The sequence below is a fragment of the Devosia sp. A449 genome, from assembly GCF_054489375.1.
This window is the reverse complement of the sequence record NZ_JBTMWU010000002.1, coordinates 423,229-445,115: the sequence shown is the minus strand read 5'-3', so window position 1 is coordinate 445,115 and position 21,887 is coordinate 423,229. Positions and strand designations below refer to the sequence as shown.

General features: G+C 62.6%; 25 protein-coding genes and 1 tRNA gene. 11 read left to right on the top strand and 15 right to left on the bottom strand.

Annotated features, from left to right (window positions below; translation table 11 throughout):
- Positions 1-140: 140 nt before the first annotated feature.
- Positions 141-671 carry a transcription termination/antitermination protein NusG gene (nusG, locus tag ACX3OW_RS07980; RefSeq protein WP_459095225.1) on the bottom strand — a complete coding sequence of 177 codons (531 nt, stop codon included), beginning with the start codon at positions 669-671 and terminating at the stop codon, positions 141-143.
- Between the two features lie 41 nt (positions 672-712).
- Positions 713-907, bottom strand: coding sequence for a preprotein translocase subunit SecE (secE, locus tag ACX3OW_RS07975; RefSeq protein WP_459095224.1), 195 nt, complete (start codon positions 905-907; stop codon positions 713-715).
- Between the two features lie 257 nt (positions 908-1,164).
- Here secE and ACX3OW_RS07970 point away from each other — a divergent pair, with 257 nt between their 5' ends.
- Entirely contained in the window at positions 1,165-1,446 is a 282-nt protein-coding gene (locus ACX3OW_RS07970; protein ID WP_459095223.1) for a hypothetical protein, read from the top strand.
- A gap of 67 nt (positions 1,447-1,513) precedes the next feature.
- Positions 1,514-1,897: a rhodanese-like domain-containing protein gene (locus tag ACX3OW_RS07965; RefSeq protein WP_459095222.1), complete on the top strand. Its 384-nt coding sequence runs from the start codon at positions 1,514-1,516 to the stop codon at positions 1,895-1,897.
- A gap of 79 nt (positions 1,898-1,976) precedes the next feature.
- Here the strand turns inward: ACX3OW_RS07965 and ACX3OW_RS07960 are convergent, their stop codons facing one another.
- On the bottom strand, positions 1,977-2,450 hold the full coding sequence (locus ACX3OW_RS07960; protein ID WP_459095221.1) for a YciE/YciF ferroxidase family protein: 474 nt from the start codon (positions 2,448-2,450) through the stop codon (positions 1,977-1,979).
- 137 nt (positions 2,451-2,587) lie between these two features.
- Positions 2,588-3,283, bottom strand: a complete 696-nt coding sequence (locus tag ACX3OW_RS07955) for an NUDIX domain-containing protein (RefSeq protein WP_459095220.1) — start codon at positions 3,281-3,283, stop codon at positions 2,588-2,590.
- Positions 3,284-3,398: 115 nt separating this feature from the next.
- Between ACX3OW_RS07955 and ACX3OW_RS07950 the strand changes: the two genes are divergently transcribed.
- On the top strand, positions 3,399-4,334 hold the full coding sequence (locus ACX3OW_RS07950) for a DUF2971 domain-containing protein (RefSeq protein WP_459095219.1): 936 nt from the start codon (positions 3,399-3,401) through the stop codon (positions 4,332-4,334).
- A gap of 62 nt (positions 4,335-4,396) precedes the next feature.
- Here the strand turns inward: ACX3OW_RS07950 and ACX3OW_RS07945 are convergent, their stop codons facing one another.
- Positions 4,397-5,038: a hypothetical protein gene (locus tag ACX3OW_RS07945; protein WP_459095218.1), complete on the bottom strand. Its 642-nt coding sequence runs from the start codon at positions 5,036-5,038 to the stop codon at positions 4,397-4,399.
- 245 nt (positions 5,039-5,283) lie between these two features.
- Here ACX3OW_RS07945 and ACX3OW_RS07940 point away from each other — a divergent pair, with 245 nt between their 5' ends.
- The gene (locus tag ACX3OW_RS07940; protein WP_459095217.1) at positions 5,284-6,441 is read left to right on the top strand and encodes a GGDEF domain-containing protein; all 1,158 of its coding nucleotides are present in this window, start codon (positions 5,284-5,286) and stop codon (positions 6,439-6,441) included.
- On the opposite strand, the gene ACX3OW_RS07935 is transcribed toward ACX3OW_RS07940, so the two are convergent.
- The 3 genes from ACX3OW_RS07935 to ACX3OW_RS07925 form a co-directional block, all read right to left on the bottom strand.
- The gene (locus ACX3OW_RS07935) at positions 6,438-7,121 is read right to left on the bottom strand and encodes a GGDEF domain-containing protein (protein ID WP_459095216.1); all 684 of its coding nucleotides are present in this window, start codon (positions 7,119-7,121) and stop codon (positions 6,438-6,440) included. The two genes, ACX3OW_RS07940 and ACX3OW_RS07935, sit on opposite strands and share 4 nt — an antisense overlap.
- Before the next feature lie 143 nt (positions 7,122-7,264).
- A tRNA-Trp gene (locus ACX3OW_RS07930) sits at positions 7,265-7,340 on the bottom strand.
- A 53-nt stretch (positions 7,341-7,393) separates the two neighbouring features.
- Positions 7,394-7,777 carry an MAPEG family protein gene (locus ACX3OW_RS07925; protein ID WP_459095474.1) on the bottom strand — a complete coding sequence of 128 codons (384 nt, stop codon included), beginning with the start codon at positions 7,775-7,777 and terminating at the stop codon, positions 7,394-7,396.
- Between the two features lie 152 nt (positions 7,778-7,929).
- Here ACX3OW_RS07925 and ACX3OW_RS07920 point away from each other — a divergent pair, with 152 nt between their 5' ends.
- The gene (locus ACX3OW_RS07920; RefSeq protein WP_459095215.1) at positions 7,930-8,577 is read left to right on the top strand and encodes a glutathione S-transferase family protein; all 648 of its coding nucleotides are present in this window, start codon (positions 7,930-7,932) and stop codon (positions 8,575-8,577) included.
- Position 8,578: 1 nt separating this feature from the next.
- Here the strand turns inward: ACX3OW_RS07920 and ACX3OW_RS07915 are convergent, their stop codons facing one another.
- The 3 genes from ACX3OW_RS07915 to ACX3OW_RS07905 all read right to left on the bottom strand — a co-directional run bounded on the left by ACX3OW_RS07915 (position 8,579) and on the right by ACX3OW_RS07905 (position 11,494).
- On the bottom strand, positions 8,579-9,502 hold the full coding sequence (locus tag ACX3OW_RS07915) for an MYG1 family protein (RefSeq protein WP_459095214.1): 924 nt from the start codon (positions 9,500-9,502) through the stop codon (positions 8,579-8,581).
- 75 nt (positions 9,503-9,577) lie between these two features.
- The gene (locus ACX3OW_RS07910; RefSeq protein ID WP_459095213.1) at positions 9,578-10,423 is read right to left on the bottom strand and encodes a division plane positioning ATPase MipZ; all 846 of its coding nucleotides are present in this window, start codon (positions 10,421-10,423) and stop codon (positions 9,578-9,580) included.
- Between the two features lie 90 nt (positions 10,424-10,513).
- A complete protein-coding gene (locus tag ACX3OW_RS07905; protein WP_459095212.1) occupies positions 10,514-11,494 on the bottom strand; it encodes an NAD(P)-dependent alcohol dehydrogenase in 981 nt (326 codons plus the stop codon).
- Positions 11,495-11,593: 99 nt separating this feature from the next.
- Between ACX3OW_RS07905 and ACX3OW_RS07900 the strand changes: the two genes are divergently transcribed.
- Positions 11,594-12,484 carry a LysR family transcriptional regulator gene (locus ACX3OW_RS07900; RefSeq protein WP_459095211.1) on the top strand — a complete coding sequence of 297 codons (891 nt, stop codon included), beginning with the start codon at positions 11,594-11,596 and terminating at the stop codon, positions 12,482-12,484.
- 9 nt (positions 12,485-12,493) lie between these two features.
- Here ACX3OW_RS07900 and ACX3OW_RS07895 read toward each other — a convergent pair whose 3' ends face one another.
- From ACX3OW_RS07895 to ACX3OW_RS07880, 4 genes are all read right to left on the bottom strand, one after another.
- Positions 12,494-13,222, bottom strand: a complete 729-nt coding sequence (locus ACX3OW_RS07895; RefSeq protein WP_459095210.1) for an ATP-binding cassette domain-containing protein — start codon at positions 13,220-13,222, stop codon at positions 12,494-12,496.
- Complete coding sequence (locus ACX3OW_RS07890; protein WP_459095473.1) at positions 13,219-14,163, bottom strand: ABC transporter permease; 945 nt, start codon at positions 14,161-14,163, stop codon at positions 13,219-13,221. Before ACX3OW_RS07890 ends, ACX3OW_RS07895 begins: the two co-directional genes overlap by 4 nt.
- A gap of 133 nt (positions 14,164-14,296) precedes the next feature.
- A complete protein-coding gene (locus ACX3OW_RS07885; protein ID WP_459095209.1) occupies positions 14,297-15,256 on the bottom strand; it encodes a sugar ABC transporter substrate-binding protein in 960 nt (319 codons plus the stop codon).
- Positions 15,257-15,436: 180 nt separating this feature from the next.
- The gene (locus tag ACX3OW_RS07880; protein WP_459095208.1) at positions 15,437-16,972 is read right to left on the bottom strand and encodes an aldehyde dehydrogenase family protein; all 1,536 of its coding nucleotides are present in this window, start codon (positions 16,970-16,972) and stop codon (positions 15,437-15,439) included.
- A 126-nt stretch (positions 16,973-17,098) separates the two neighbouring features.
- Between ACX3OW_RS07880 and ACX3OW_RS07875 the strand changes: the two genes are divergently transcribed.
- From ACX3OW_RS07875 to ACX3OW_RS07855, 5 genes are all read left to right on the top strand, one after another.
- Positions 17,099-17,782: a GntR family transcriptional regulator gene (locus ACX3OW_RS07875; protein ID WP_459095207.1), complete on the top strand. Its 684-nt coding sequence runs from the start codon at positions 17,099-17,101 to the stop codon at positions 17,780-17,782.
- A gap of 31 nt (positions 17,783-17,813) precedes the next feature.
- Entirely contained in the window at positions 17,814-18,581 is a 768-nt protein-coding gene (locus ACX3OW_RS07870; RefSeq protein ID WP_459095206.1) for an SDR family NAD(P)-dependent oxidoreductase, read from the top strand.
- 107 nt (positions 18,582-18,688) lie between these two features.
- Positions 18,689-19,684, top strand: coding sequence for a glycosyl transferase family 90 (locus tag ACX3OW_RS07865; RefSeq protein WP_459095205.1), 996 nt, complete (start codon positions 18,689-18,691; stop codon positions 19,682-19,684).
- Between the two features lie 35 nt (positions 19,685-19,719).
- Positions 19,720-20,643: an NAD-dependent epimerase/dehydratase family protein gene (locus ACX3OW_RS07860; protein WP_459095204.1), complete on the top strand. Its 924-nt coding sequence runs from the start codon at positions 19,720-19,722 to the stop codon at positions 20,641-20,643.
- Positions 20,644-20,830: 187 nt separating this feature from the next.
- The gene (locus ACX3OW_RS07855) at positions 20,831-21,865 is read left to right on the top strand and encodes an extracellular solute-binding protein (protein WP_459095203.1); all 1,035 of its coding nucleotides are present in this window, start codon (positions 20,831-20,833) and stop codon (positions 21,863-21,865) included.
- Positions 21,866-21,887 lie beyond the last annotated feature (22 nt).

Sequence of the window (21,887 nt, the reverse complement as noted above, 5' to 3'; positions counted from 1 at the left end):
CCGTTTGACGCTGTGGTCCGAGGCATGTCCGATTGCTTGGCAGCAACCGCCCTCTTCCACAGATTTCCTGCCAGTTTGCCGGCAGCATGCTGCCAGTTTTCCTGCAGTTTTCTGCCAGCATGCTGGCAGATTTCTTGCGATCAGACCTTCTCGACCTGACCATATTCGAGTTCCACCGGAGTGGGACGACCGAAGATCGACACTTCCACCTTGAGGCGGGCGCGCTCTTCGTCGACTTCTTCCACCACGCCATTGAAGCTGGCGAAGGGACCGTCCGAGACGCGGACGTTTTCGCCCACTTCGAACGACACGGAAGGCTTGGGATGCTCCACGCCTTCCTGCACCTGCTGCAGAATGGCCTGGGCTTCCTTTTCCGAAATCGGCATCGGGCGATTGTCCGAACCGAGGAAGCCGGTAACCTTGGGCGTGTTCTTGATCAGATGGAACGCCTCGTCGGTCATATCCATCTTCACCAGCACATAGCCCGGGAAGAATTTGCGTTCAGCGTCGACCTTGCGGCCGCGACGGATCTCGACGACCTTTTCGGTCGGAACGATCACGTCTTCAAACAGATGCTCAAGCTTTTTCTGCGCAACCTTCTGGCGAATGTCGTCCGCCACCTTGCGCTCGAAATTGCTATAAGCCTGAACGATGTACCAGCGCTTGGCCATTAAGCGTCGCCGCTCCCAGTATTATTGTGTCCGTGACCCGCTCAGCGGATCGAAAGCATCAGCCCGACGACCCAGGAAATGAGCTGGTCCGACAGGAGAAAGAACAGGCTCGCAAACACCACCAGCACGATCACCATAATGGTCGAAACCAGGACTTCATTCCGCCCCGGCCAGACGACTTTATTGGTCTCCTGCCGAACTTGCTGCAGAAACTGGATTGGGTTCGGACGGGCCATAGGCGAATCTACTCTTTGGTGTTTTTGGTGCAAAACCAAAGGCCGCGCAGGAATCCCGCACGGCTGGAATGTGGGTATCTAGAGAAAACCGCCGCCAAATGCAACAGGCCGCCGCCACAATCTGCCGGAGCCGCCCACTCCACCCCGATCACATTTGTTAACGACACGTTAAGAACACGCAGAATCTGGCTTGTGCGCCGCCTCACATTCGCATTTGATCGAATTAAGACGAAAAAATGGCAGCGGGAGGCTGGACCATGTCGCTGGGGAGCGCGAATTTCGAAGTCAAAGGCTGCGAGGTCCGTTATTACGGCCCGCATCGCGCCATTGCCGGCCGGGTGACGGGCGTGGTCCGCGTTCGCATCGAGGAATGCTTCATGGGCAATGTCTCGCGCTATCACCTCGACCTCAAGGTCAAGGCCGATGTCGGCGCCGTGTCGACGCCCGAAGTGCGCACCGCCCTGCTGACCCATGCCGCCCATCAGCTCAATCGCCTGAAATCCCGCCACACCGACAGTCTGCCGATGGCAGCCGAGTAGGCGCGCTGCCTTTGCATTGGCAACGCCTGTAGCCGGGCGTAAACTCCGCCCGACACAGGAGGAGCCCATGACGTCCAACGTGAAAGACATGCTGTCGGCCGCGAATGCGGCAGTGCCGAAAATCTCGCCTGCCGAAGCCCGCCGGATGGTCGCAGAGCAGAATGCCGTGATCATCGATGTCCGCGACCTGCCCGAATTGCAGGCCACCGGCAAAATTCCCGGCTCGGTGCATATCCCGCGCGGCATGCTGGAATTCCGCGCCGACGCGGCCACACCCTATCACGATGCCAATCTGACGCTGGACCGCCCCGTCATCCTGCACTGCGCCTCGGGCGGCCGTTCGGCCCTCAGCGGCAAGACGCTCAAGGAGATGGGCTATGAGAAGGTCTTCAACCTGGGCGGCTTCAAGGACTGGGTCGATGACGGCGGCGCTGTCGAAAAGGAGAAATAGGCCACCCCAGCCATAGCAACACGATCAGCGGGCAGCAGAGCATTGGCGCTCCCCTGCCCGCTGATCGGTAGCCTTTGGGTTACTTCTTATTGACGCTGGAGACGGCGAGATTGGTCAGCTTGCTGTTGGCGGCCTTCTCCTCGTCGAGAATTTCGCTCAGCAGCTTGTGGGCTTCGTCATGGCCAAGTTCCTTGGCCCATTCGCGCAGCGAGCCATAGCGGGCTATCTCGTAATGCTCGACCGCCTGGGCGCAGGCCAGCAGGCCGGCGTCCAGCGCCACGCCGGTCGCCTCTTCCATCAGCCCGTCGCCCTCTTTGAGCAGGCCCTCGATCGCATCGCATTTTTCGCCTTCGGCCTTCTCGCCGACCGAGGCGAAGACCTTCTTCATGGTTTCGATCTGGCCCTTGGTTTCCTTGAGATGGCTATCAAAGGCGGCCTTCAACTCGGCGCTTTTGACGGCCTTTGACATCTTGGGCAGCGCCTTGGTGATGGCGTTCTCCGCGTAATAGATATCGCGCAGCGTGTGTTTGAACAGTTCTTCCAGAGATTTCATCGGTGCCGGCTCCGTGCAAAATTGCAGGAGTAAAACTGAAGATGCAGAAGAAAGTTCCTAGGCGGCAGAAGCAAGCGCGGAGATGCACCGTTTGTCTGAAAAATTTGGTGCCGGTAAAAATTCCGACGCAGGCCGCTCTACCGAAGGACGGGAGGCCCGCCCGCCAGAGCGTCTTGGATCACGACTGAGTGCATCCGCATCAGGTTGGTCGGCAGGGCATTTATTGGAAACCACCTGACGTCCAAACTGTCAGTCCCGTTGGGCATCAGTTCACCGCTCAGAATCCGACACTCAACGGCAACCGCAAACGCCTGGACGCGGTTGCCATCTGCATAGCTAAACACGAACAATTCCGGATCAGAATAAGCGCCCACAAATCGTGACACCGCCGTTTCAAGCCCGGTTTCCTCCTTGATTTCGCGGATCGCCGCTGCCTCGAAGGTTTCCCCGAAGTCAGGAATTCCTCCCGGCAAGCTCCACATGGCTTGATCGTCGCGTAAGTGCAGAACGACCTCTGTCCGGTCGCCATTGAAAATAACGCCGATCGTGCCCGGACTAATTTTGTTCATTGGGCCGCAATTCCCTTTGATGACCCAATAGACGGGTTCGGGTAGCGTATGGGCTTGTTCGCGATGTTTCCAGCTCTCGGCCAGCGGCCATGGGCTTTTCAGCCAGAGCCATTGGTCAATACGATGGCCCGTTGGGGTGGCAAGCGGACTGTCTGATTCTAAAATAGCCGTGCCAAACTTGGGGTAGTGAGCAGACAAGCGGGACTTCAGGAGCGAGACTAGGAAGGCACACAAGTGTTTGCGTTTCACGGAAAGTATGTTCAAGCTTCCTGCGGCTCCCCAAGGTCACGTTCGATGTGGTTTCTCTGTCTGACAGCTGAGTTCTTCATTGCCCCCTCCATCTTTACTCTACCGCTATCGTTCACTCGCCGATGACAAATTGCTCAAGCGCGAACTCGATACGCTGAAGAACAGCTATCTCTATGCGCCAGCCTTCGGATCAATGAACGATCCCATGGAGGCCTTTTATGAGACTGGCGGGCCGGGTGATCGCATTGTCGACGCCATGCTTGGCCACGCCGGAAATGCCTCCCGCCAACTTTATAAGTTACTGGACGACATGATCGCGAAGTTCGCCTTGGTGTCCTTTTCGAGTTCGCCGGACGATTTGCCTCTATGGGCTTACTACGCTGGGAACTTCGCTGGCGTCTGTCTGGAATTCGATAGCGCAGCACTAACGATCAGTGATTTTCAGGGCGAGAAACTCTTTCCCGTCAAATACGCGCGAAACGCCCTTCCGCCGATCAGTCTTGCTGATTTGGGACAGGATAAAATGCAAGAGGCCGTGCTGGCACGCATCACACGCAAGCGGACTGAATGGCAGCACGAAAAAGAGTGGAGATACGTTACGGGTTCCGTCGGCCCCAAGCATTACGTCGATGATGCGCTGAAGCGCGTGTATCTTGGCCCTAGAATATCGAAGACGCACGCCGATGCTGTGGTCGAAACACTGAGAAGTCGTCCGGTAGAAATCTTGCAGGGAGAAATATCTGGCTTCGAATTGCGCTTCCGCACTGTGAAGGAGGCAACGCCGATCGATCAGTGTGAACGCGTCGGCGATCAAGGTTTTGATCGTGCCGGGGCCCTATACGCAGAAAAGGAGCTGCGCGAATTCTTGAGCGTCCCGTTCGAAGATCTTGTGGCCGAATGCGAGCGCATCGCGGCAAGACCAAACTTTGACGAATTTGGTGGGATTGATATCGCCGGGTCAGATGGCCAGTACATCTATCTATGGGTGACGCATAAGCTGCGAAACGGCCGTAAGGTCTACGAAAAAATGTACTTCGACCGGAAGTTGCAACGTCAGCGACGGTGAATGGCCGCTGTTGGATTTCAGCCTGCGCCCCCGAGCGTCCGCATCGGCGTCGATTTCCCCGCTCACAACTCCACGGCTTCGTGCGTCCCGTGTTTGGCCGCGGTGACAACCACGTGCTGCCGGCTGACGATTTCGATGCCTTTGCCGGGGTGGCGGATGATGGTGATCTTGTCGTGGCTCGAGCCGCCATGCTTGCGCCTGACGGTGTCGCGTTCGATCAGTTCCATGCGACGGCGGTCCGGGCCGATATAGTGATCCGCCTCGATAAACAGCCGCTCCTGGCCGACTTGCCCGGCCAGCCGCGCCGCCAGGACGGCGCTTTTTTCCGGCAGGCAGATGACGTCGTCAAAGCCCATTTCGATAAACTGGATCGTCAGATGCGCCGGGCCGTCCGGCATGAACAGGATGATCGGAGAAAACTTGATCATCAATATATCGGAGCGCCGAATATTCCAGATCAGCCGGAGCTTCATCGAATCCCGCAGCTGATGGTGGACCAGAAAGAACGGCAGGAATTGCGGCAGCAAATGACTGGACTGGGAGTGGTCAGCGACCGCTCCAAAGCCAACGCTTTGCCCCAATTTCAATAATGTGGCTCTCCCCACATCATCTGGAGCGATAATTATTGCAGCGCAGCCGCCTAAGCTCGCTGCATTCGCAGCCTCGGGCACGACAGGGCACCTTTCCTTGAGCATCACCAGCATGGTCCGCTCACAACATTAATAAACAGTTCGGTATATTTGCGTAGCTGAAATAAAGCGGCAGGCCGCATCTGTATTGTCGGTTGTGACAACGAGCGCGGCGGCGCCGGAGAGTTGCGCGCTACATGCAGGCCCCGGAAAATCCCAATCGCGCCTATGCAACTGAGTTTGTTAACCCGGGTTCACCAAGTCAATTTACGGCGACTTAGGGCCGGGCCCTGTATCGGTAGCCCCAAATAGGTGAGCCGATGCCCAGTCTTGATTTCCTGACGCTGTATATCGTCGTTTTTCTCCATTCCCTGACCGCCTGCGTGGTGTGGGCGGCGCTGGCCATCCGCTACCGGCCCAATCCGGCCGCCCTGTACTGGCTGGCGGGGATGGCGTTGACGATGGTCGGTGGCGCGGTGCTGGCGCTGCAGGGCAATGCAGGCTCGCTGGTCCCGGCCATTGTCGGCAACACCATCATCATTGTTGGCTTCGCCCAGTTCTGGATCGGCTCGCGGCGCTTTCAGGGACAGACGGGCGGGCAAAGCTTCGCCATCGGCTTCGCCCTGCTCGCCGCCTGCGTGATGATCGCCTTTCACGATTTTGATCGCGGGCGCGCCATGGTCTATGCCGCCGGCCAGGCCACGGTGATGGGGCTGTGCATCTTTCACCTGCTGCGCTACCGCCAGCCGGGGCTGGGGTCGATCATCGCGGCAGTGGCCTTCGCCGTGGCCGTGCTGGGCCAGCTGATGGTGATCGGCACCAATGCCGGCGTGCTGCTGGAGGTGCTGGAATACCCGATCTACTACGCCCTCGCCTCTTATGCCTTGCTGTGTACGGTGTTTAGCGGCGCGGTGTGGAATCTGGGCTTTGCCCTGATGACCATCGACCGGTTGCAGAGCACTCTGGCGCGGCTGTCCGAGACCGATGAGCTGACCGGGGTGGCCAATCGGCGCGGGCTGCAGCCCAATCTGGATCGGGCGCATCGCCTGGCGCTCCAGTCCGGCCAGACCTATTCCGTCGCCCTGTTCGATCTGGACGACTTCAAATCGCTGAATGACCAATATGGGCACGCGGCCGGAGATCAGGCGCTGGCGCATCTGGGGCAGTTGCTGGCGTCGCTGACCCGCCCCACCGATTTCGTGGCGCGGCTGGGCGGCGACGAATTTTGCCTGTTGCTGGCCGATACCGGGTTTGAGGAAGCCCAGAGCATCGCCGAGCGCCTGCGCGCCACCATTGCCGCCGCGCCACTGGCGGTGGCCGACACGCAGCTCAAGCTGTCGGTCAGCTTCGGCGTTTCGACCTTCGCCGCGTCGACAGCGGTTGATTTCGACGTGCTGCGCGAGGCCGACAAGGCGCTGTATCAGGACAAGGCGGAGAAAAGCCGCCGCAATGGCGCGGCCGGCCGGCGGATTGCCTAAAGACCGCCAAGTCTGCGGGCGTGCTTCGAGCCGAACAGCATCTGATCGGCCCGCGACATGGTGGCCTCAAAGCTCTGGCCCCGGCCGCAGGAATGATAGCCGAGCGACACCGTCAAATCCTCATCAAGCCCGGTCCGGGCGCGAAACTCGCGCGTCGAGATCGCATTCATCTGGCTTGTGAGCCCGGTCAGGTCCGGCGCAATCTCGGTCGGCAGAAACGCACAAAATTCGTCGCCGCCGATCCGGGCAATGAAGGCCCCCGAGCCCAGCGCTTCGCGCAAGGCGGTCGCGGTGGCCATGATCGCCGCGTCGCCCACCAGATGGCCAAAGCGGTCATTGACCGCCTTGAGGTAGTCGACATCCACGATCAGCAGGAAGCCAGCGGCGCCGCGGGCCTGGGCGAGGTCGAAATGCTCGACAAAGCTGCGCCGGTTGAGCACCCCGGTCAGCGGGTCGGTGCTGGCGCACTCGATGAGTTCGGCGGTTTGCTTGAGCAAATCCCGATAGGCTATTTCCAGCTGTTCCAGGCGGCTGAACCATAAGAGCGCGAAGGGGATCGCGATCACGAAAGGCAGCAGGATGCGGACCGCGACGGTGACCGTATCGGCGTGGATGCCCAAAATCACCCTTACGCCCGTCGAAATCGAAATCGACACCGTCGCTGCAATCAACGTCACCATGACCGTACGCTTTAAAACGAACGGCGACGGCCACTTAACCCAACCCATCACTCGACCCAGTCCAGCGGAAGTCCAAACCAGCGAGCCTCTGATCCAGCGCGGGAATCAGAGGCGACAAGGCGCAACAATATCAATGAGATGCCTGGCAGGGGCTGGGGGACTCGAACCCACGACCCTCGGTTTTGGAGACCGATGCTCTACCAACTGAGCTAAACCCCTTCAGGCGAGGTCTGTCTAATGGCAAAGCCCGCGCTTCGCAAGACCCTTTCGGCCTAGTTCCAGAGATGGGGCAAGAGCGGCAGCAGCAACAGCACCATGCCGATCAGGCTGGCCAGAAAACAGATCGAGCGCCAGGGCGTCAGGCCGCGCAGATAGCAGTAGCAATGGCCGATGCGGGCCACCAGATAGAGCCCTGCCCCGGCCAGCGACAACCAGCCCTGTTCGCCCAGCACGATGGACAAGACCGCCAGACTGAGAAAGATCGGCAGCGTCTCCTGCAGATTGGCCAAAGCGCGGCGCGACCGGGCCAGCATCCGAGTCGGCTTGGGCAGATCGTCCCGCGGCCCGATCTGCGCATCGTTCCCCACCTGCTCGGTCAGGTAACGGCCCGGCAACACGACCTGAACCAGCAACAGCAGCAGCACCAGCAAAATCATCAACAGCACAATATATCTCCTCGGCGCCCGCCAACCGGACGCACACTCCTGCCACCGAACGCATGAGGATGCCAAGAAGATCAAATTCTGAGGGGCATCTTCGTCATGCCCAGATCAGTGACTAAAATGCCCGCTCTCACCGGAGCCGTCCCATGATTCCCACCATCACGGCCTTTGAACACTCCCCCGATGGCGGCAAGGGGCTGGCGCGCGATACGCGGGTGCGCTGGGCGCTGGAGGAAGTCGGGCAGGCTTACGCGGTTCGTCTGGTGTCGTTCCCGGCGATGAAGGAACCCGCCCATCGCGCGCTGCATCCGTTCGGGCAGATTCCGACCTATGAGGAAGGCGACCTCGTCCTGTTCGAGACCGGGGCGATCGTGTTGCATATTGCCGAGCAGCATGCCGGCCTGCTGCCGCAGGATGCGACGGCCCGGGCGCGCGCCATCAGTTGGATGTTTGCCGCGCTCGGCACCATGGAGCCGCCCATCCTCGAGCGCGAAGCCGCGAGACTAGTAGAGCGCAACGAACCCTGGCACGCGCAACGGCTGCCGCTGCTTGAAGGCCGCATCCGCCACCGACTGGGCGAGCTGTCCAACCGCCTTGGGGCGGCGGACTGGCTCGATGGCGCGTTCAGCGCCGGCGACCTGATGATGGTGTCGGTGCTGCTCCGGCTGAAATCGTCGGGCATGCTGGACGAACGGCCGAACCTTGCCGCCTATGTGGCGCGCGGCGAAGCCCGGCCGGCCTATCAACGGGCGTTCGCCGCGCAATTGGCGGTCAACACCGCCACATTGGCCTAGATCAGCTGCCGACGGCCTCCTGCACGGCCAGCTCGGCCATGGCGAGAGCGGCTTCGCGCGATTTCGCGGCGGCAATGAAGCGGCCATTATGGCAGAAGCTGGCGCCGGCAACGCCGGAGACGGCTTCCAGATCCGCATCGGTCAGGCCGGCCCAGGCAGCGGGCAGGTCGGCGCGGGTTTCAAAGCCCTCATCGGCGCGGCGGATGGTGGTCAGGCACCAGTCCTGCCCCCGGGGATGGACGACGAACAGCAGATGATCGGCGCCGGCCTTGACGATGGCCGGACGGAACGGCATGCCCATCGGCAATTCCAGAACCTTGCCCGCGCCTGCCTGCTCGATAGCCTGCTGCACCAGGCCCTCGGCGCGCAATTTTGCGGCGCTGCGGGCAATGCTGGCCTCGACAAAGCTGCGGGCGATGGCCAGCGCGGTGTGGAAGCCCCGATCTTCGGCCTCGGGGTCGGTCTCGTCGAAGACGGGCTTCAAGGTTTCCAGCAAAGCCGACAGCGTCAGCCCGGCCAGTGGCCCGGCAATGGCGGGGCTGAGCGCCCCATTGTCGACCAGATCGATCGGCAGCACGAAGCTGGCATCAAACTTGGCATGCACGATCTCGACATGCGCCTCGGGAACGCCAGCGGCGGCCAGATAGTCGCGCCCATAATGCTTCCAGATCAGGCCGAACGAGCTGTAAGGCTGGTCATCGTCGCGCAGCGGCGCGCCGCGCTGATGGTGGTCATAGATCCGCGCGTCTGCATCATAGGCGCCGCCGACATCGTAGATGATGCGATCAGCGGCGGGGGTGATCCAGTCGCGGGCCCGGCTGCGGACGATCCTGGCCTGCGGGAACAGCCGGGTCAGGATGACGCTCGACAGCAGCTCGTCGGCATGGAAGCCACCCGAATGGGTGACGAGGTAATCTGGGGTCATGCCGGAATGCGCCTTGTTGTGGACTGGGTGCGCACCCCATAGCGATTGCCGGCCGGTAGCTCAACCGTTGTGCGGTCAGGCCGAAAGCCGCGCCGCCTCGCGCTTGGCTGGCACCGGCAGGCGCAGTGCGGCCACGAGGCTGCGATACTCCTGGCGCGCGTTGACATGCGACATCGATGGCGCGCTACCCAGAATATCGGCTTCCAGCGGATCGAAGACCGTCATGCCGATGGAAAACAGCGAGCGGAAAATCACCCGCTCGGCAATGCCGTCGGCGACACGGCAGCCGAGGCGCGCGGCGATGCGCTCGACGCTGTCCTGCACCTGGCTGGCATTGCGCGAGCCCAGATTGGAAATGCGGTTGCGCACCAGAACCCAATCGATGCCCGTGCCGGTCTCGGCCTGACGTTCGGCCCGGGCACGCTGCACATTGCGCGAATAGGGGCTGGTTTCAATCGGCTCGCCGCTGACGGTGTCGATCCGGGCCAACACGTCCAGATCGATCATGCTGTCATTGATCGGCGTGACCAGCGTATCGGCAAAGCCATGCGCCAGACGGGCCAGATTGCCATCGAAGCCGGGCGTGTCGATAACGATGAAATCGACCTCGTCGCGCAGGCCGGCGATGGCCTTGGTGAAAATGTCGAGCTCGGCGCGCTGGTTCTCGCGGATCGAGTCGCCCCAGGCGGTGGGCAGGTGCACATGCTTGGGCATCGGCACCTGTCGACCGGTGGTATCCATGGTGGCGCGGCGATTGCGGACATAGCGCGTCAGGGTCTGCTGGCGGCTGTCCACGTCGATGGTGGCGACGCGGTGGCCCTGATGCAGCAGATAGACGGCCAAATGCAGCGCCGTGGTCGACTTGCCCGAGCCACCTTTTTCATTGCCCACTGCAATGATGTGCGCGCCGTTTTGCGCCATGTCCGACTCTCCAAATCAGGGACCGATCCCTTTGGCCCATCAAGTCGCCACACGGTTAACAAAGCCCTAACGAGCGACCGCGACGCAGGCTTACTCGGCCGCAATAGTGAGGACGACATTGCCGCGCTTCCGGCCGGTATCGACATAGGCATGGGCTTCCGCCGCATGTTCCAGCGGATAGCTACGATCAATGACCGGGCGATAGGCCCCCGTTGCCGCCAGCTGCGCGAGATAATCCAGATGCGCTGTTTCGATCTTTACCACCCCGGCAATGACCTTCTTGCCGCTCGCCTTGGATGGCCGACCGATCCCGACCACCTGGGCCAGCGAGCCCAGGATCACCAGCAGGCGCCCGCCCGGCGCCAGCACTGGCTCGCAGCGGGAAAATGGCGCCGTGCCGGTGGTGTCGACGATGACATCCCAGCTGGCGCCGGATTTGGCGAAGTCGGTCACGGTGTAGTCGATGACGCTATCGGCGCCGATCGAGCGGACCAGTTCGAGATTGGCGGTGCTGCAAACGCCGGTGACATCGGCGCCGAGATGCTTGGCGATCTGTACCGCCGCCGTGCCCACGCCCCCCGAGGCCCCGACCACCAGAACCCGGTCGCCCGGCTTGACCCCGAGCTTGTCCTTGAGCGGCCCGAGCACCGTGGTGCCGCCGAAGCTGAGCGCGGCCGCCTCTTCGAACGAGATATTGGCCGGTTTCAGCGCGATCAGGCCAGTTTCCCGCATCGTCCGGTATTCGGCATGGCTGCCAAATTGCGCACCGGGAAAGGCGAAGACTGCATCACCCGCCTTGAAGCGCGTCACGCTCCGGCCGACCGCTTCCACGACGCCGGCAAGCTCAGTGCCGAGGATGGGCTGACGCGGTCCGAAGATCCCGAACACCAGCCGGCCAAGGATACCAAAACCCCGCGGCAGGTTGAGGCTCCGTGCCCGCCAGTCGCCGGTGGTGACGGTCGTCGCCCGGATGCGGATCAGCACCTCGTCGTCGCGTGGCACAGGCTTGGGCAGGTCAACGAGCGTGAGCACTTCGGGGCCGCCGTAGCGGTGGTAGACCATGGCTTTCATGTTTTTCTCTCCTGCGCTCCACAGCGCCTGAAAATCTTTTACGCCGATCCAGCCCATAGAAAAATTGACGAACTCGGTCCGTTTGATATGCATTTATGCATGGATTGGCGGGCGGTAAAATTCGACTGGAACCGGGCTCGGGCGTTTCTCGTCACGGCCGAAGAGGGCTCGCTCTCGGCAGCGGCGCGGGCGCTGGGCATGACCCAGCCCACGCTCGGGCGGCAGGTGGATGCGCTTGAGGAGGAACTCGGCGTCATCCTGTTTGAACGGGTCGGGCGCGGCTTTATCCTCACTCCGAGCGGGCTCGACCTGCTTGAGCATGTGCGCGCCATGGGCGACGCGGCGGGCTTGGTGTCACTAGCCGCCGCCGGGCAATCGCAGTCGATCGAAGGAACGATCTGCATTGCGGCGAGCGAGACCCATGCAGCGCTGCTGCTGCCGCCGGTGATCGCCAAGCTGCGCATCACCCATCCGGGCATCCATATCGAGATCGTCGCCTCGTCGCGCGCCAGCAATCTGCGGCGGCGGGAGGCGGATATCGCGCTGCGCAACTTCGCCCCGACCGAGCCCGATCTGATCGCCCGGAAAATCCGCGACATCCCGGCCCGGCTCTACGCCACGCCGGCCTATCTCGACCGCATAGGCAATCCGAAGCTGCCTTATGAGCTACGGAACGCCGATTTCATCAGCATCGACAGCTCGGGCATGTTCCTCAAGGGGCTCAACGCCATGGGGCTCAATCTGACCGAGCGCAATTTTCCCATCCTCACCGAGAACTATCTGGTGATGTGGGAATATGTGAAGCACGGCATCGCCATCGGCATTCAGGACGGCAATGTTGGCGACGCCGAGCCGCTGGTGCGGCGGGTGCTGCCGGACCTTGAGCCGCTGCTATTTCCCATCTGGCTGGTGGCGCATCGCGAACTCAACACCAGCCGCCGCGTCCGGGTGGTGTTCGACCTGTTGGCCACGGAACTGGCCCACCCCTAGCCGGCGCGGTTACGTCAGCACGACGTGTTGCGTCAGTTCCTCAATGGTGGTGTCGGCCTTGGCGACGTCGAAGACTTTGGTGCCGTGGCTCATGATGACGAAGCGGTCGCAGACCTGGTAGGCGTGGTAGAGATTATGCGTCACCAGCACGCTCGACACGCCCTCGGCCTTGAGCTTGAGCACCTGATGCAGCAGGGCCTCGGTTTCGCGCACCGATAGGGCTGAGGTGGGTTCGTCGAGCAGCAGCACCCGTCGCTTGAAGAACACCGCCCGCGCGATGGCGACGGCCTGTTTCTGGCCGCCGGACAGATCGCCCACCAGCTTGTCAGGCGAGTCGATGCCCGAAATATGCACAGCGCTTTCAAGCACCTGCATGGCGATGTCGCGCATCTGCTTGAGGTCGAGAAAGCCGAAGCGGTCGGTGATCTCGCGCCCCAGGAAGATATTGCGCGAGATGGAGAGGCAATCGACCAATGCGGTGTTCTGGTAGATCGTCTCGATGCCGGCCTCGGCGGAATCGCGGCGGCAGGTGAAATCCTGCTGCACGCCCTCGACGCTGATATGCCCCGAACTGGGCTGATGGATGCCCGAGAGCATGTTGACCGTGGTCGACTTGCCGGCGCCGTTGTCGCCCAGCAACCCGACCACTTCACTATGCCCGACTTCGAAGCTGAGATCGGTCAGCGCCTTGAGGGGGCCGAAGGATTTATTGATATTGTGCAGCGCAAGCAGGCTCATGACGAGGCTCCCCGGCGGTCGAGGCCGTGATTGAAGATCGAAGCCACCACGATCAGCGTCGCGATGAACATGTCGAGATAGAAGCCGGGCGCCCGCATCAGCAGCAGCACGTCGGTGATGGTAAAAATCAGCATCACGCCGAGAAACACGCCCAGGATCGAACCGCGGCCACCGCGCAATGACAGGCCGCCGATGACGCAGGCGGCGATGGCCTGCAGTTCGAGGCCCGCGCCCTGCCCCGGCTGCACGCTGCCGACGCGGGTGGTGGCCAGAATGCCGGCAAAGGCCGCCATGAAGCCGGCAATGGCAAAGGCGATCAGCTTGATGCGATTGGTGTTGACGCCGATGGCGGTGGCCGCCGAACGATTGCCGCCGGTGGCAAAGACGTGGTTGCCGAAGCGGTGGCGATGCAGCAGCGCCCAGAACACCAGGCAAAGGGCGATGAACCAGATGAAGGCGGCGTTGATGCCCAATAGCGTGCCGGAGAACAGCTCGTTGAACAGCGGATTGGGATCGAAGCGCACCTGAACAGCACCATTGATCAGCAGCACCGCGCCGCGCCAGAACAGCAGCCCGCCCAGGGTGACGATGAAGCTGGGCAGGTTGAAGCGCAGGGTGAGCGCGCCATTGAGCAGGCCGATGGCGGCGCCGATCAGCAGGCCGGCCGGTGCCGCAAGGAAGGCGTCGACGCCATTGCTGACCAGCATGGCCATGACGATGGCGGTGAAGGTGTAAACCGAGCCGATCGACAGATCGAACTCGCCGGCGATCATCAGCACCCCGACGCCGAGGGCAAGACACCCCAGCACGGGCACCGAGCGCATGAGAATGCCCATATTCTGCGACGACAAATAGCGGAAGTCGTCGGGGAAGAGCAGTCCGGCGGTGATGCAGGCAATCTGCACGGCCAAAAAGACCAGCAGGATGGCGCCCGCGGGCATGCTCAGCAGGCGGTGAAGCCATGCGGCGGCCGTCAGTCCGGGCGCGGCGGCGCGATCATTGATCATGGCGGTCACGGGTTATGTCCTGGTTCGAGAAGTTGGCCCCGACCGGCGAATGGCCGGGGCCAATGGATCAGCGATAGGTGCCGATGAACGGCTTGACGACGCCAATGCGTTCCTGATTGAGGAAGGCGCCCTGGCCGGTATCGACGTCAGTCGGCGTCAGGCCGTAGCGCGCCGCCATGGCGATCTGGGCGATCGGATAATAGCCCTGCAAATAGGGTTGCTGGTCCATGGTGGCGAACATGGCGCCGGACTCGACGGCGTTGACGATCTCGACCGCCAGGTCGAAGCCGCCGAACGGAATGTCGACACCCGCATCCTTGATCGCGCCGGCCCCCACGGTGGAGGTCACCGAACCGGTGCCGAACAGCGCCTTGATGTTCGGGTTGGCGATCAGCACCTGGGCCATGATGTTCTGGGCTTCGGCGGGGTCGAGACCGGAGCGAACCGTCTCCACCTTGATGCCATGCTCAGCCATTGCCTTTTCGATGCCGCCGCCGCGCGCCACGGCGAAGCTCGCCTCGGGGATTTCACGCGGGTTGAAGACGGTGTCGCCTTCCTTGAGATCGAAGGCTTCGATCATGCGGATGCCGAGTTCGTAGCCGGAGGCGAATTCGTCCATGCCGACATAGGCCTGGCGGCAATTGCCCTGGGCGCCTTCGAGATCGTCATTGTTGAAGCCGATGACGATGACCCCGGACTCGACGGCAGCGCAGATGCTTTCGTCGAAGGCATCCGAGCTGGAGATGGCCACGGCGATGCCCTGGACACCGGCGGCGACGGCGCTTTCGATCAGATCATTCTGCCGGACCGGATCATTATTGGCATATTGCACGTCGAGATCGACGCCGAAGGCCGCCGCGGCGTCCTGCGCGCCTTTGACCACGGGATTGAAGAACTGCACGCTGGGGTCGAGATAGATGATCATGGTCGCCGAGACCGGCGTCTGATCCTGCGCGATAGCGCCACAGGCACTGGCAAACAGGGTGCATCCGGCCAGTAGAGCGGCCTTTGACTTGGTCAATTTCATCGCTTAATCCTCCCTTTGGATCGCTGCGGGTCCCTCCTCGGTTCCCGCTTCGGCTGGCGTGCTCCGACCAAAGATTACGCCGTCCGAATCCGTCTTCCCTGGCTCCGGCCCGCCAAACTTTTTCGTTTGGTCGCGCTGTCGAACCGGAAAAGTGGTGTCCACTTTTCCTGACAGCCCTCCTCAGTGCTGGAACCAGGGCTCTCCCCGCCCAAGCGTCATATGCAGACCCTTGAACTGGGAATATTCATCAAAGCCGTAGCGGCCGAGTTCGCGGCCGGTGCCGCTTTTTTTGTAGCCGCCGATGGGCAATTCCGGCGTGCCGTCGATGACCGAGTTGATCCAGCAGCGGCCGACGCGCAATTTGCGGGTGGTCTGAATGGCGGTCTCGAGGTCGCGCGACCAGACACTGGCGGACAGACCGAAGGGGGTGCCATTGGCAAGCGCCACGGCCTCCTCGGGCGTATCAAAGCCAATGGTCGCCAGTACCGGCCCGAAGATTTCCTCCTGGGCGATCCGCATTTCGGGCCGCACATTGTCGAAAACCGTCGGGGCAAAGAAATTGCCGGACGATGCCGCCACCATATCGCCGCCCAACAGCAATTCGGCGCCTTCCTTGATGCCGGCGGCCACGTAGCTGGCGACTTTTTCGGTGTGAGCCTGGGAGACCATGGCGCCAAAGCGGGTGGTGGGTCCCAGCGGATCACCGAAGGGCAGACGCCGCGACAGATCGAGCAGCCGCTCCAGCAGCGCCGGGCGGATGGAATTTTCGACGATCAGCCGGCTGCCGGAAATGCAGCACTGGCCGGCATTGTGATAGACGCCATAGGCAATGCCATCGGCCGCCGCTTCGAGATCGGCATCGGCGAACACGATCTGCGGCCCCTTGCCGCCCAGTTCGAGCCCGACGCGCTTGACCCCCTTGGCCGCCAGACCCGCGAGATGGGTGCCAACGCGCACCGAGCCGGTAAAGGCCAGAACATCGACGCGCGGGTCTTCGGCCAGCACCTGGCCAACCTCGGGGCCATAGCCAGTGATGACATTGAACACCCCGGCCGGCAGCCCGGCTTCAAGCGCGATTTCGGCGAGGCGGATAGTGGTGCCCGAGGTGGCTTCGCTGGGCTTGACCACGACGGTACAGCCAGCGCCCAGCGCCCACGGCACCCGCTCGGACACGATGACGAAGGGGAAATTCCACGGTGTGATAATGCCGACGACACCGGCCGGTTCACGCAGTACCAGACCGAGCCGATTGGCGCCGATGGCGTTATGCGTGTCCCCCTCCAACCCGCGGGACTGGCCGGCGGCATAGGTCCACAGATCGGCGCAATAGCCGATCTCGCCCCGCGCCTGGCTCAGCGGCTTGCCGGTTTCGAGGCATTCGACCAGCGCCAGCTCGTCGATATGCTGCAAAATGCCGGCGGCGACCGCATGCAGGATGGTCGAACGCTCCGCCCCGCTCATGCGCGGCCAGGGACCAGTGTCGAAGGCGCGCCGCGCCGCGCCGATGGCAAGCGCCGTATCGGCGGCACCGCCCTCCGGCCATTCACTGACGACCTTGCCGCGGTGGCCGGGGCTCTCGCGCTCCATGGTCTTGCCGGACTGCGCCGCGACCGACTTGCCGTCGATCAGCATGCGATAGGCGTGTTTACTCGCCAGTCGCGGGTCACTAAGGTTCGGCACGACGAAATTGTCCTGAAAGCGTGACTGTATGACCATCGCAATGGCGGGTTGAAACCCGCCCTCCCCGAGACTGTCAGGCCGGTTGAACCGCGCCTTGTATGGAATTGTATGGTATCGTATGGTGCATTGACAACCCTGTCAATGACCCGGGTGAGATGTAGTATGACTCTGGAATTACAGACGGCAGAGAGCGGTGAAAGCGCTGCGGCATCGATCGAAAAGGATCTGCGCCGCGCCATTATCGAGCTGGAGCTGAAGCCCGGCTCACGCCTTTCCGAACAGGATATCGCGACCAGGCTGGGCGTCTCGCGCCAGCCGGTGCGCGAGGCGTTGATCCGGCTCGCCAATTCGCGGCTCATCGAGATTCGGCCGTATCGCGGCACGGTGGTGGCGCGGATTTCGGCCAAGGAAATGACCGAAGCGCTGTTTGTGCGCCAATCGGTGGAAATCGCCGTGGTGGCCAAGGCGGCGCAGTCTTTCGACGCCTGGCAGCGCAAGCGCATCGCCAGCCTGATGCTCAAGCAGGAGGAGGCGGCCAGCACGCTCAATCACGCCGCCTTCCGCGAGCATGACGAGGCCTTCCACATCGCCATCGCCACCGGGGCCGGCGTCGGCATCGCGTGGATCGCCATTGCCGACATGAAGACGCATATGGACCGGGTCTGTAACATGACGTTGCAGAGCGAAGCCGACATGCAGCGCCGGGTGCGCGAGCATCAGGCCATCATGGCCGCCATCGATGCCCATGATGTGGAGGCGGCGCAAAGTGCCATGGCCCTGCATCTGGGCAGCATCCTTGACGACCTGCCCGAGCTTGAAACCCGGCACGCCAGCCTGTTCATCTAGCCCGCGCCTTATCACTGATCGGAGCCTGCCCATGACCAACACCGCCCGCTACCCGAGCCTTGTTGGCACCCCCGTCGTCATTTCGGGCGGCGCCTCGGGCATCGGCGAAGCGCTGGTGCGCAGCTTTGCGGCCCAGGGGGCCAAGGTCGGCTTCGTCGATATCCAGGCTGAACGCGGGGCGCAGCTGGCGGCGGAACTGGTAGCAGCCGGCCAGAGCGCCCGCTTCGTGGGCTGCGATATCACCGACACGCCAGCCTATCAGGCCGCCATTGCCACGCTGGCCGCCGAACATGGCGACGCGCTGGTGCTGATCAATAATGCCGCGCATGACGAGCGGCACGAATGGGCCGAGGTCACGCCCGCCTATTGGGACGAGCGCATGGCGGTCAATCTCAAGCACAGCTTCTTTGCCATGCAGGCGGTCGCTCCGGGCATGATCGCCGCCGGGCGTGGCTCGATCATCAATACCGGCTCGATCAGCTGGATGATCATGGCGCCGCTGCTGCCGCTCTACGAGACGGCCAAGGCCGCCGCGCATGGCCTGACGCGGTCGATGGCCCGCGAACTGGGCCAGCATGGCATCCGCGTCAATACGCTGGTTCCGGGCTGGGTCATGACCGAGCGCCAACTGACCCACTGGCTCGACGACGCGACGGAAAAGCTCATCGACGACAGCCAGGCGCTCACCGGCCGGGTCTATCCCGAGGATGTGGCAGGCATGGCCCTGTTCCTCGCCGCCGAAGATAGCGCCATGATCTCGGCGCAGCAATTTCTGGTCGATGGCGGCTGGGCCAGCTAGCGCGAAATGATTGAAGCGACTGAATAAATCGACGCCCAATGCGTTGACAGCCGCGCCTGTGGGCCAGATAGAGATGCGCCCCGCCTCTCAGTTACCTTCGAGCCATCTTGTCAGCAGATCTCCGCCGTGCCGCCCTGCACCGCCTGCTGCGCTACCAGCTTTGGCGCTCAATGGCGCGCCTGGGTCTATCCCACTCGCTGGGCCGAAAATCCCTGCCGCCCACCAGTCACCGCGCCGACGTGACCCTGCTGCGGGACAATGGCCGGATCGAAATCGCCCTGCCCGCCGACCCGACCCATGTCGTGTTCATGCAGCGCGAGAGCATCACCGCCTATCTTTATCTGCTGTCCCATTGCCCGCCCGCCGTGATGGCCATGAGCTGCGCCTGCAGCGATGGCCATGAGGCTAGCGACGCCCGCTTCACTCCATCGAGCCGAACCCAGCACACTATTCCCGTGCCGGATCGCTATTTCATTCTGCGCCATGGCTTCAGCGCCGAACGCGCGCTCGCCGAGACTGCCGGCCTCGCATGGGCGCGGCGCAGCGACATCATCGTCTGGCGCGGCGGCGCCAATGGCGATGGCATCCATCCCCAGGTCGCCGAGGATGCAGCCAATCCCCGCGTCATCCAGCGTGCCCGCCTCTGCCTGCTGGCCAAAGCGGCGTCGGGCATCGACGCCAAGCTGATCTCGGGGCAAGGCGCAGGGCGGAGGCTGTCCGGTTTTGCTCCCCTCGGCATTGTCGGCGCCCAACGCCCTGAGTCACAGTGGCTGGGCGACAAATTCGCCATCGACATCGATGGCTGGACCAATGCGTGGTCCAATCTCATCACCCGCCTGCATTTCGGCTGCTGCGTGCTCAAGGTGGCAAGCGCCGACGGCTACCGCCAATGGTGGTACGACCGGCTACTGCCGTGGCAACATTTCGTCCCGGTCCGGGCCGACATGACTGACCTGCTCGAAAAAATCGATTGGGTCCGCAGCCATGATCGCGAGGCGCAGGCCATCGCCGCCCGGGGCCAGCAACTGGCGCGCAGCATGACCCTGCAAGCCGAAACGGCCATCGCCGTGCAGAGCGTAGAGCAGAACTGGAACACCAACTGAGCCTAGATGATCATTTCGCCGGCCAGCGCATTGCCGTGGCTGGCGGCGCCGGATTTATCGGCCGGCACCTCTGCACCGCGCTGCTCGATGCCGGCGCCAGCGTGCTGTGCATCGACAACTTCCAGACCAGTTCACGCCACCGTCTGGCGCCGCTGCTAAAGCGAGATGGCTTCGACCTGATCGAAGCCGATATTCTGGCGCTGCCCGACTTCCTGGCCGATGGTATTTTCAACCTGGCCTGCCCGGCATCCCCGCCGGCCTATCAGCGCGATCCGATCAATACGCTGCGGATCAACGTCATCGGCACCGACAATCTGCTGACCAGGGCCCGTGTTCTCGGCGCCCGGCTGGTGCAGACGTCGACCAGCGAGGTCTATGGCGATCCCAAGGTGCATCCGCAGCGCGAGGACTACCTCGGCCACGTCAACCCGATCGGCCCCCGCGCCTGCTACGACGAAGGCAAGCGCGCCGCCGAAACGCTGTGCACAGACTATGCGCGGCAATATGGGATGGATGTCCGCATCGCCCGCATCTTCAATACCTATGGCCCCGGCATGGCGCCGGACGATGGCCGCGTCATCTCCAATTTCGTCACCCAGGCTTTGGCGGGCCTGCCCATGACCATCTACGGCGATGGCACGCAGACCCGCTCGCTCTGCTATGTCGCGGACACGGTGGCCGCTTTAATGCGGCTTTATGCGTTGCCCGGCCTGGGGCCCGAGCCGATCAATATCGGCAATCCGCACGAAGTCAGCATCGCCGAACTGGCCGACGCGATTCGGCAGGCCTGCGATTCTCGATCCGCCATGGTCCACCGCGACCTGCCGGTCGATGACCCGATGCAGCGCTGCCCCGATATCGGCCGCGCCCGGGCTCGCCTCGGCTGGCAACCCGAAATCGCTTTGGCGGAGGGCTTGCGCCGCACCATAGCGCATTACCGGGACGACCTGCTCCGCTAGGCGTAAATCCCGGAGCCACATCAAGGTTTCTCATTTGCCGAGTTGGGCCCCGTTACCGCGCCATGCGGGACGGCCGACGGCTGTTGCGCCAGAACGGGGAAAGCCATGTTTATGAGGTGGCAAGCCCCCGTAAAGGATGCAATGTTTGTGACAGTTTGGTCACAATTGCCCAATGGGAGGAACCTCAATGCCCCGTACTAATTTCTTCAGCGCGACAGCTCTTGCCGTCATCGCGCTCGCGCTGCCGACCGTTATTGGCGCGCAGGCTCAGGACGGGGCCATTTCGGGGTCGACGCTGGTGGTTTACACGCCCAACGAAGAAGGCATGCTGGACAGCCTCATTCCGGTCTTTGAAGCCGAGACCGGCGTTTCGGTCGAGCTGATCACCGCCGGTACCGGCGAGCTGTACCAGCGTGTGCGCAGCGAGGCCGGCCGCCCGCAAGGCGACGTCATGTTCGGCGGTGGCGCAGCGCAGGCCAATGCCAATCTCGAGCTGTGGGGCGAATATGTCTCGCCGCAGGACGCCTCCATGGTCGAGGCCGGCAAGAACACCACAGGCTTCTTCACGCCCTATCAGGCTGACGGCTCCAACCTGCTCGTCAACACCGAAGCCGCCGCGGCGGCTGGCCTCGAAATCACCAGCTATGCCGATCTGCTGGCACCCGAGCTGAAGGGCAAGATTGCCTTTGGCGACCCGACGGCGTCGTCGTCGGCCTTTGCCCAGCTCACCAACATGCTCAAGGCCGTCGGTGGTGATTACGAATCCGCGGCCGGCTGGGATTATGTGACGGCGCTGGTAACCCAGCTCGACGGCATCTCCATCGGGTCGTCGAGCCAGGTGGCCAAGGACGTGGCTGCCGGCGAATATATCGTTGGCCTCACCTACGAGCCGCTGTCGCTGAACTTCGTCCTGAGCGGCGCTCCGGTCGAAATCGTCTATCCCAAGGAAGGCGCTGCGTTCCTCCCGGCCACCATTCAGGTGATCAAGGACGGCCCCAATCCTGCCGCCGCGCACGCTTTCATTGACTTCGTGATCTCCGAAGAAGGCCAGACCATCATCGCTGAAAAGACCGCCGGTCGTCCGCTGCGCGATGGCGTGACCAAGCCCGGCCTGCCGGCCCTGGCCGACATCCCAACCGTCCAGGAAGACGGTGCCTATGTGTCCGCCCATCGCGATGACCTTGTGGCAAAGTATCGCGCTATTCTTGAGGCGCAGTTTTGACGCTTAACGGGATCAATGCGGG

Bases quoted from the DNA above. Each gene is read 5' to 3' on its own strand.
- ACX3OW_RS07925 (WP_459095474.1), bottom strand. From the start codon at position 7,777: ATGATTTTGCTGGTGCTGCTGCTGTTGCTGGTTCAGGTCGTGTTGCCG.
- ACX3OW_RS07900 (WP_459095211.1), top strand. From the start codon at position 11,594: ATGGATTGGCGGGCGGTAAAATTCGACTGGAACCGGGCTCGGGCGTTT.
- ACX3OW_RS07855 (WP_459095203.1), top strand. From the start codon at position 20,831: ATGCCCCGTACTAATTTCTTCAGCGCGACAGCTCTTGCCGTCATCGCG.
- ACX3OW_RS07885 (WP_459095209.1), bottom strand. From the start codon at position 15,256: ATGAAATTGACCAAGTCAAAGGCCGCTCTACTGGCCGGATGCACCCTG.
- ACX3OW_RS07940 (WP_459095217.1), top strand. From the start codon at position 5,284: ATGCCCAGTCTTGATTTCCTGACGCTGTATATCGTCGTTTTTCTCCAT.
- ACX3OW_RS07920 (WP_459095215.1), top strand. From the start codon at position 7,930: ATGATTCCCACCATCACGGCCTTTGAACACTCCCCCGATGGCGGCAAG.
- ACX3OW_RS07970 (WP_459095223.1), top strand. From the start codon at position 1,165: ATGTCGCTGGGGAGCGCGAATTTCGAAGTCAAAGGCTGCGAGGTCCGT.
- ACX3OW_RS07870 (WP_459095206.1), top strand. From the start codon at position 17,814: ATGACCAACACCGCCCGCTACCCGAGCCTTGTTGGCACCCCCGTCGTC.
- ACX3OW_RS07905 (WP_459095212.1), bottom strand. From the start codon at position 11,494: ATGAAAGCCATGGTCTACCACCGCTACGGCGGCCCCGAAGTGCTCACG.
- nusG (WP_459095225.1), bottom strand. From the start codon at position 671: ATGGCCAAGCGCTGGTACATCGTTCAGGCTTATAGCAATTTCGAGCGC.
- ACX3OW_RS07960 (WP_459095221.1), bottom strand. From the start codon at position 2,450: ATGAAATCTCTGGAAGAACTGTTCAAACACACGCTGCGCGATATCTAT.
- ACX3OW_RS07935 (WP_459095216.1), bottom strand. From the start codon at position 7,121: ATGGTGACGTTGATTGCAGCGACGGTGTCGATTTCGATTTCGACGGGC.
- ACX3OW_RS07965 (WP_459095222.1), top strand. From the start codon at position 1,514: ATGACGTCCAACGTGAAAGACATGCTGTCGGCCGCGAATGCGGCAGTG.
- ACX3OW_RS07910 (WP_459095213.1), bottom strand. From the start codon at position 10,423: ATGGCGCAAAACGGCGCGCACATCATTGCAGTGGGCAATGAAAAAGGT.
- ACX3OW_RS07890 (WP_459095473.1), bottom strand. From the start codon at position 14,163: ATGCCCGCGGGCGCCATCCTGCTGGTCTTTTTGGCCGTGCAGATTGCC.
- ACX3OW_RS07880 (WP_459095208.1), bottom strand. From the start codon at position 16,972: ATGGTCATACAGTCACGCTTTCAGGACAATTTCGTCGTGCCGAACCTT.
- ACX3OW_RS07895 (WP_459095210.1), bottom strand. From the start codon at position 13,222: ATGAGCCTGCTTGCGCTGCACAATATCAATAAATCCTTCGGCCCCCTC.
- ACX3OW_RS07875 (WP_459095207.1), top strand. From the start codon at position 17,099: ATGACTCTGGAATTACAGACGGCAGAGAGCGGTGAAAGCGCTGCGGCA.
- ACX3OW_RS07915 (WP_459095214.1), bottom strand. From the start codon at position 9,502: ATGACCCCAGATTACCTCGTCACCCATTCGGGTGGCTTCCATGCCGAC.
- secE (WP_459095224.1), bottom strand. From the start codon at position 907: ATGGCCCGTCCGAACCCAATCCAGTTTCTGCAGCAAGTTCGGCAGGAG.
- ACX3OW_RS07945 (WP_459095218.1), bottom strand. From the start codon at position 5,038: ATGCTGGTGATGCTCAAGGAAAGGTGCCCTGTCGTGCCCGAGGCTGCG.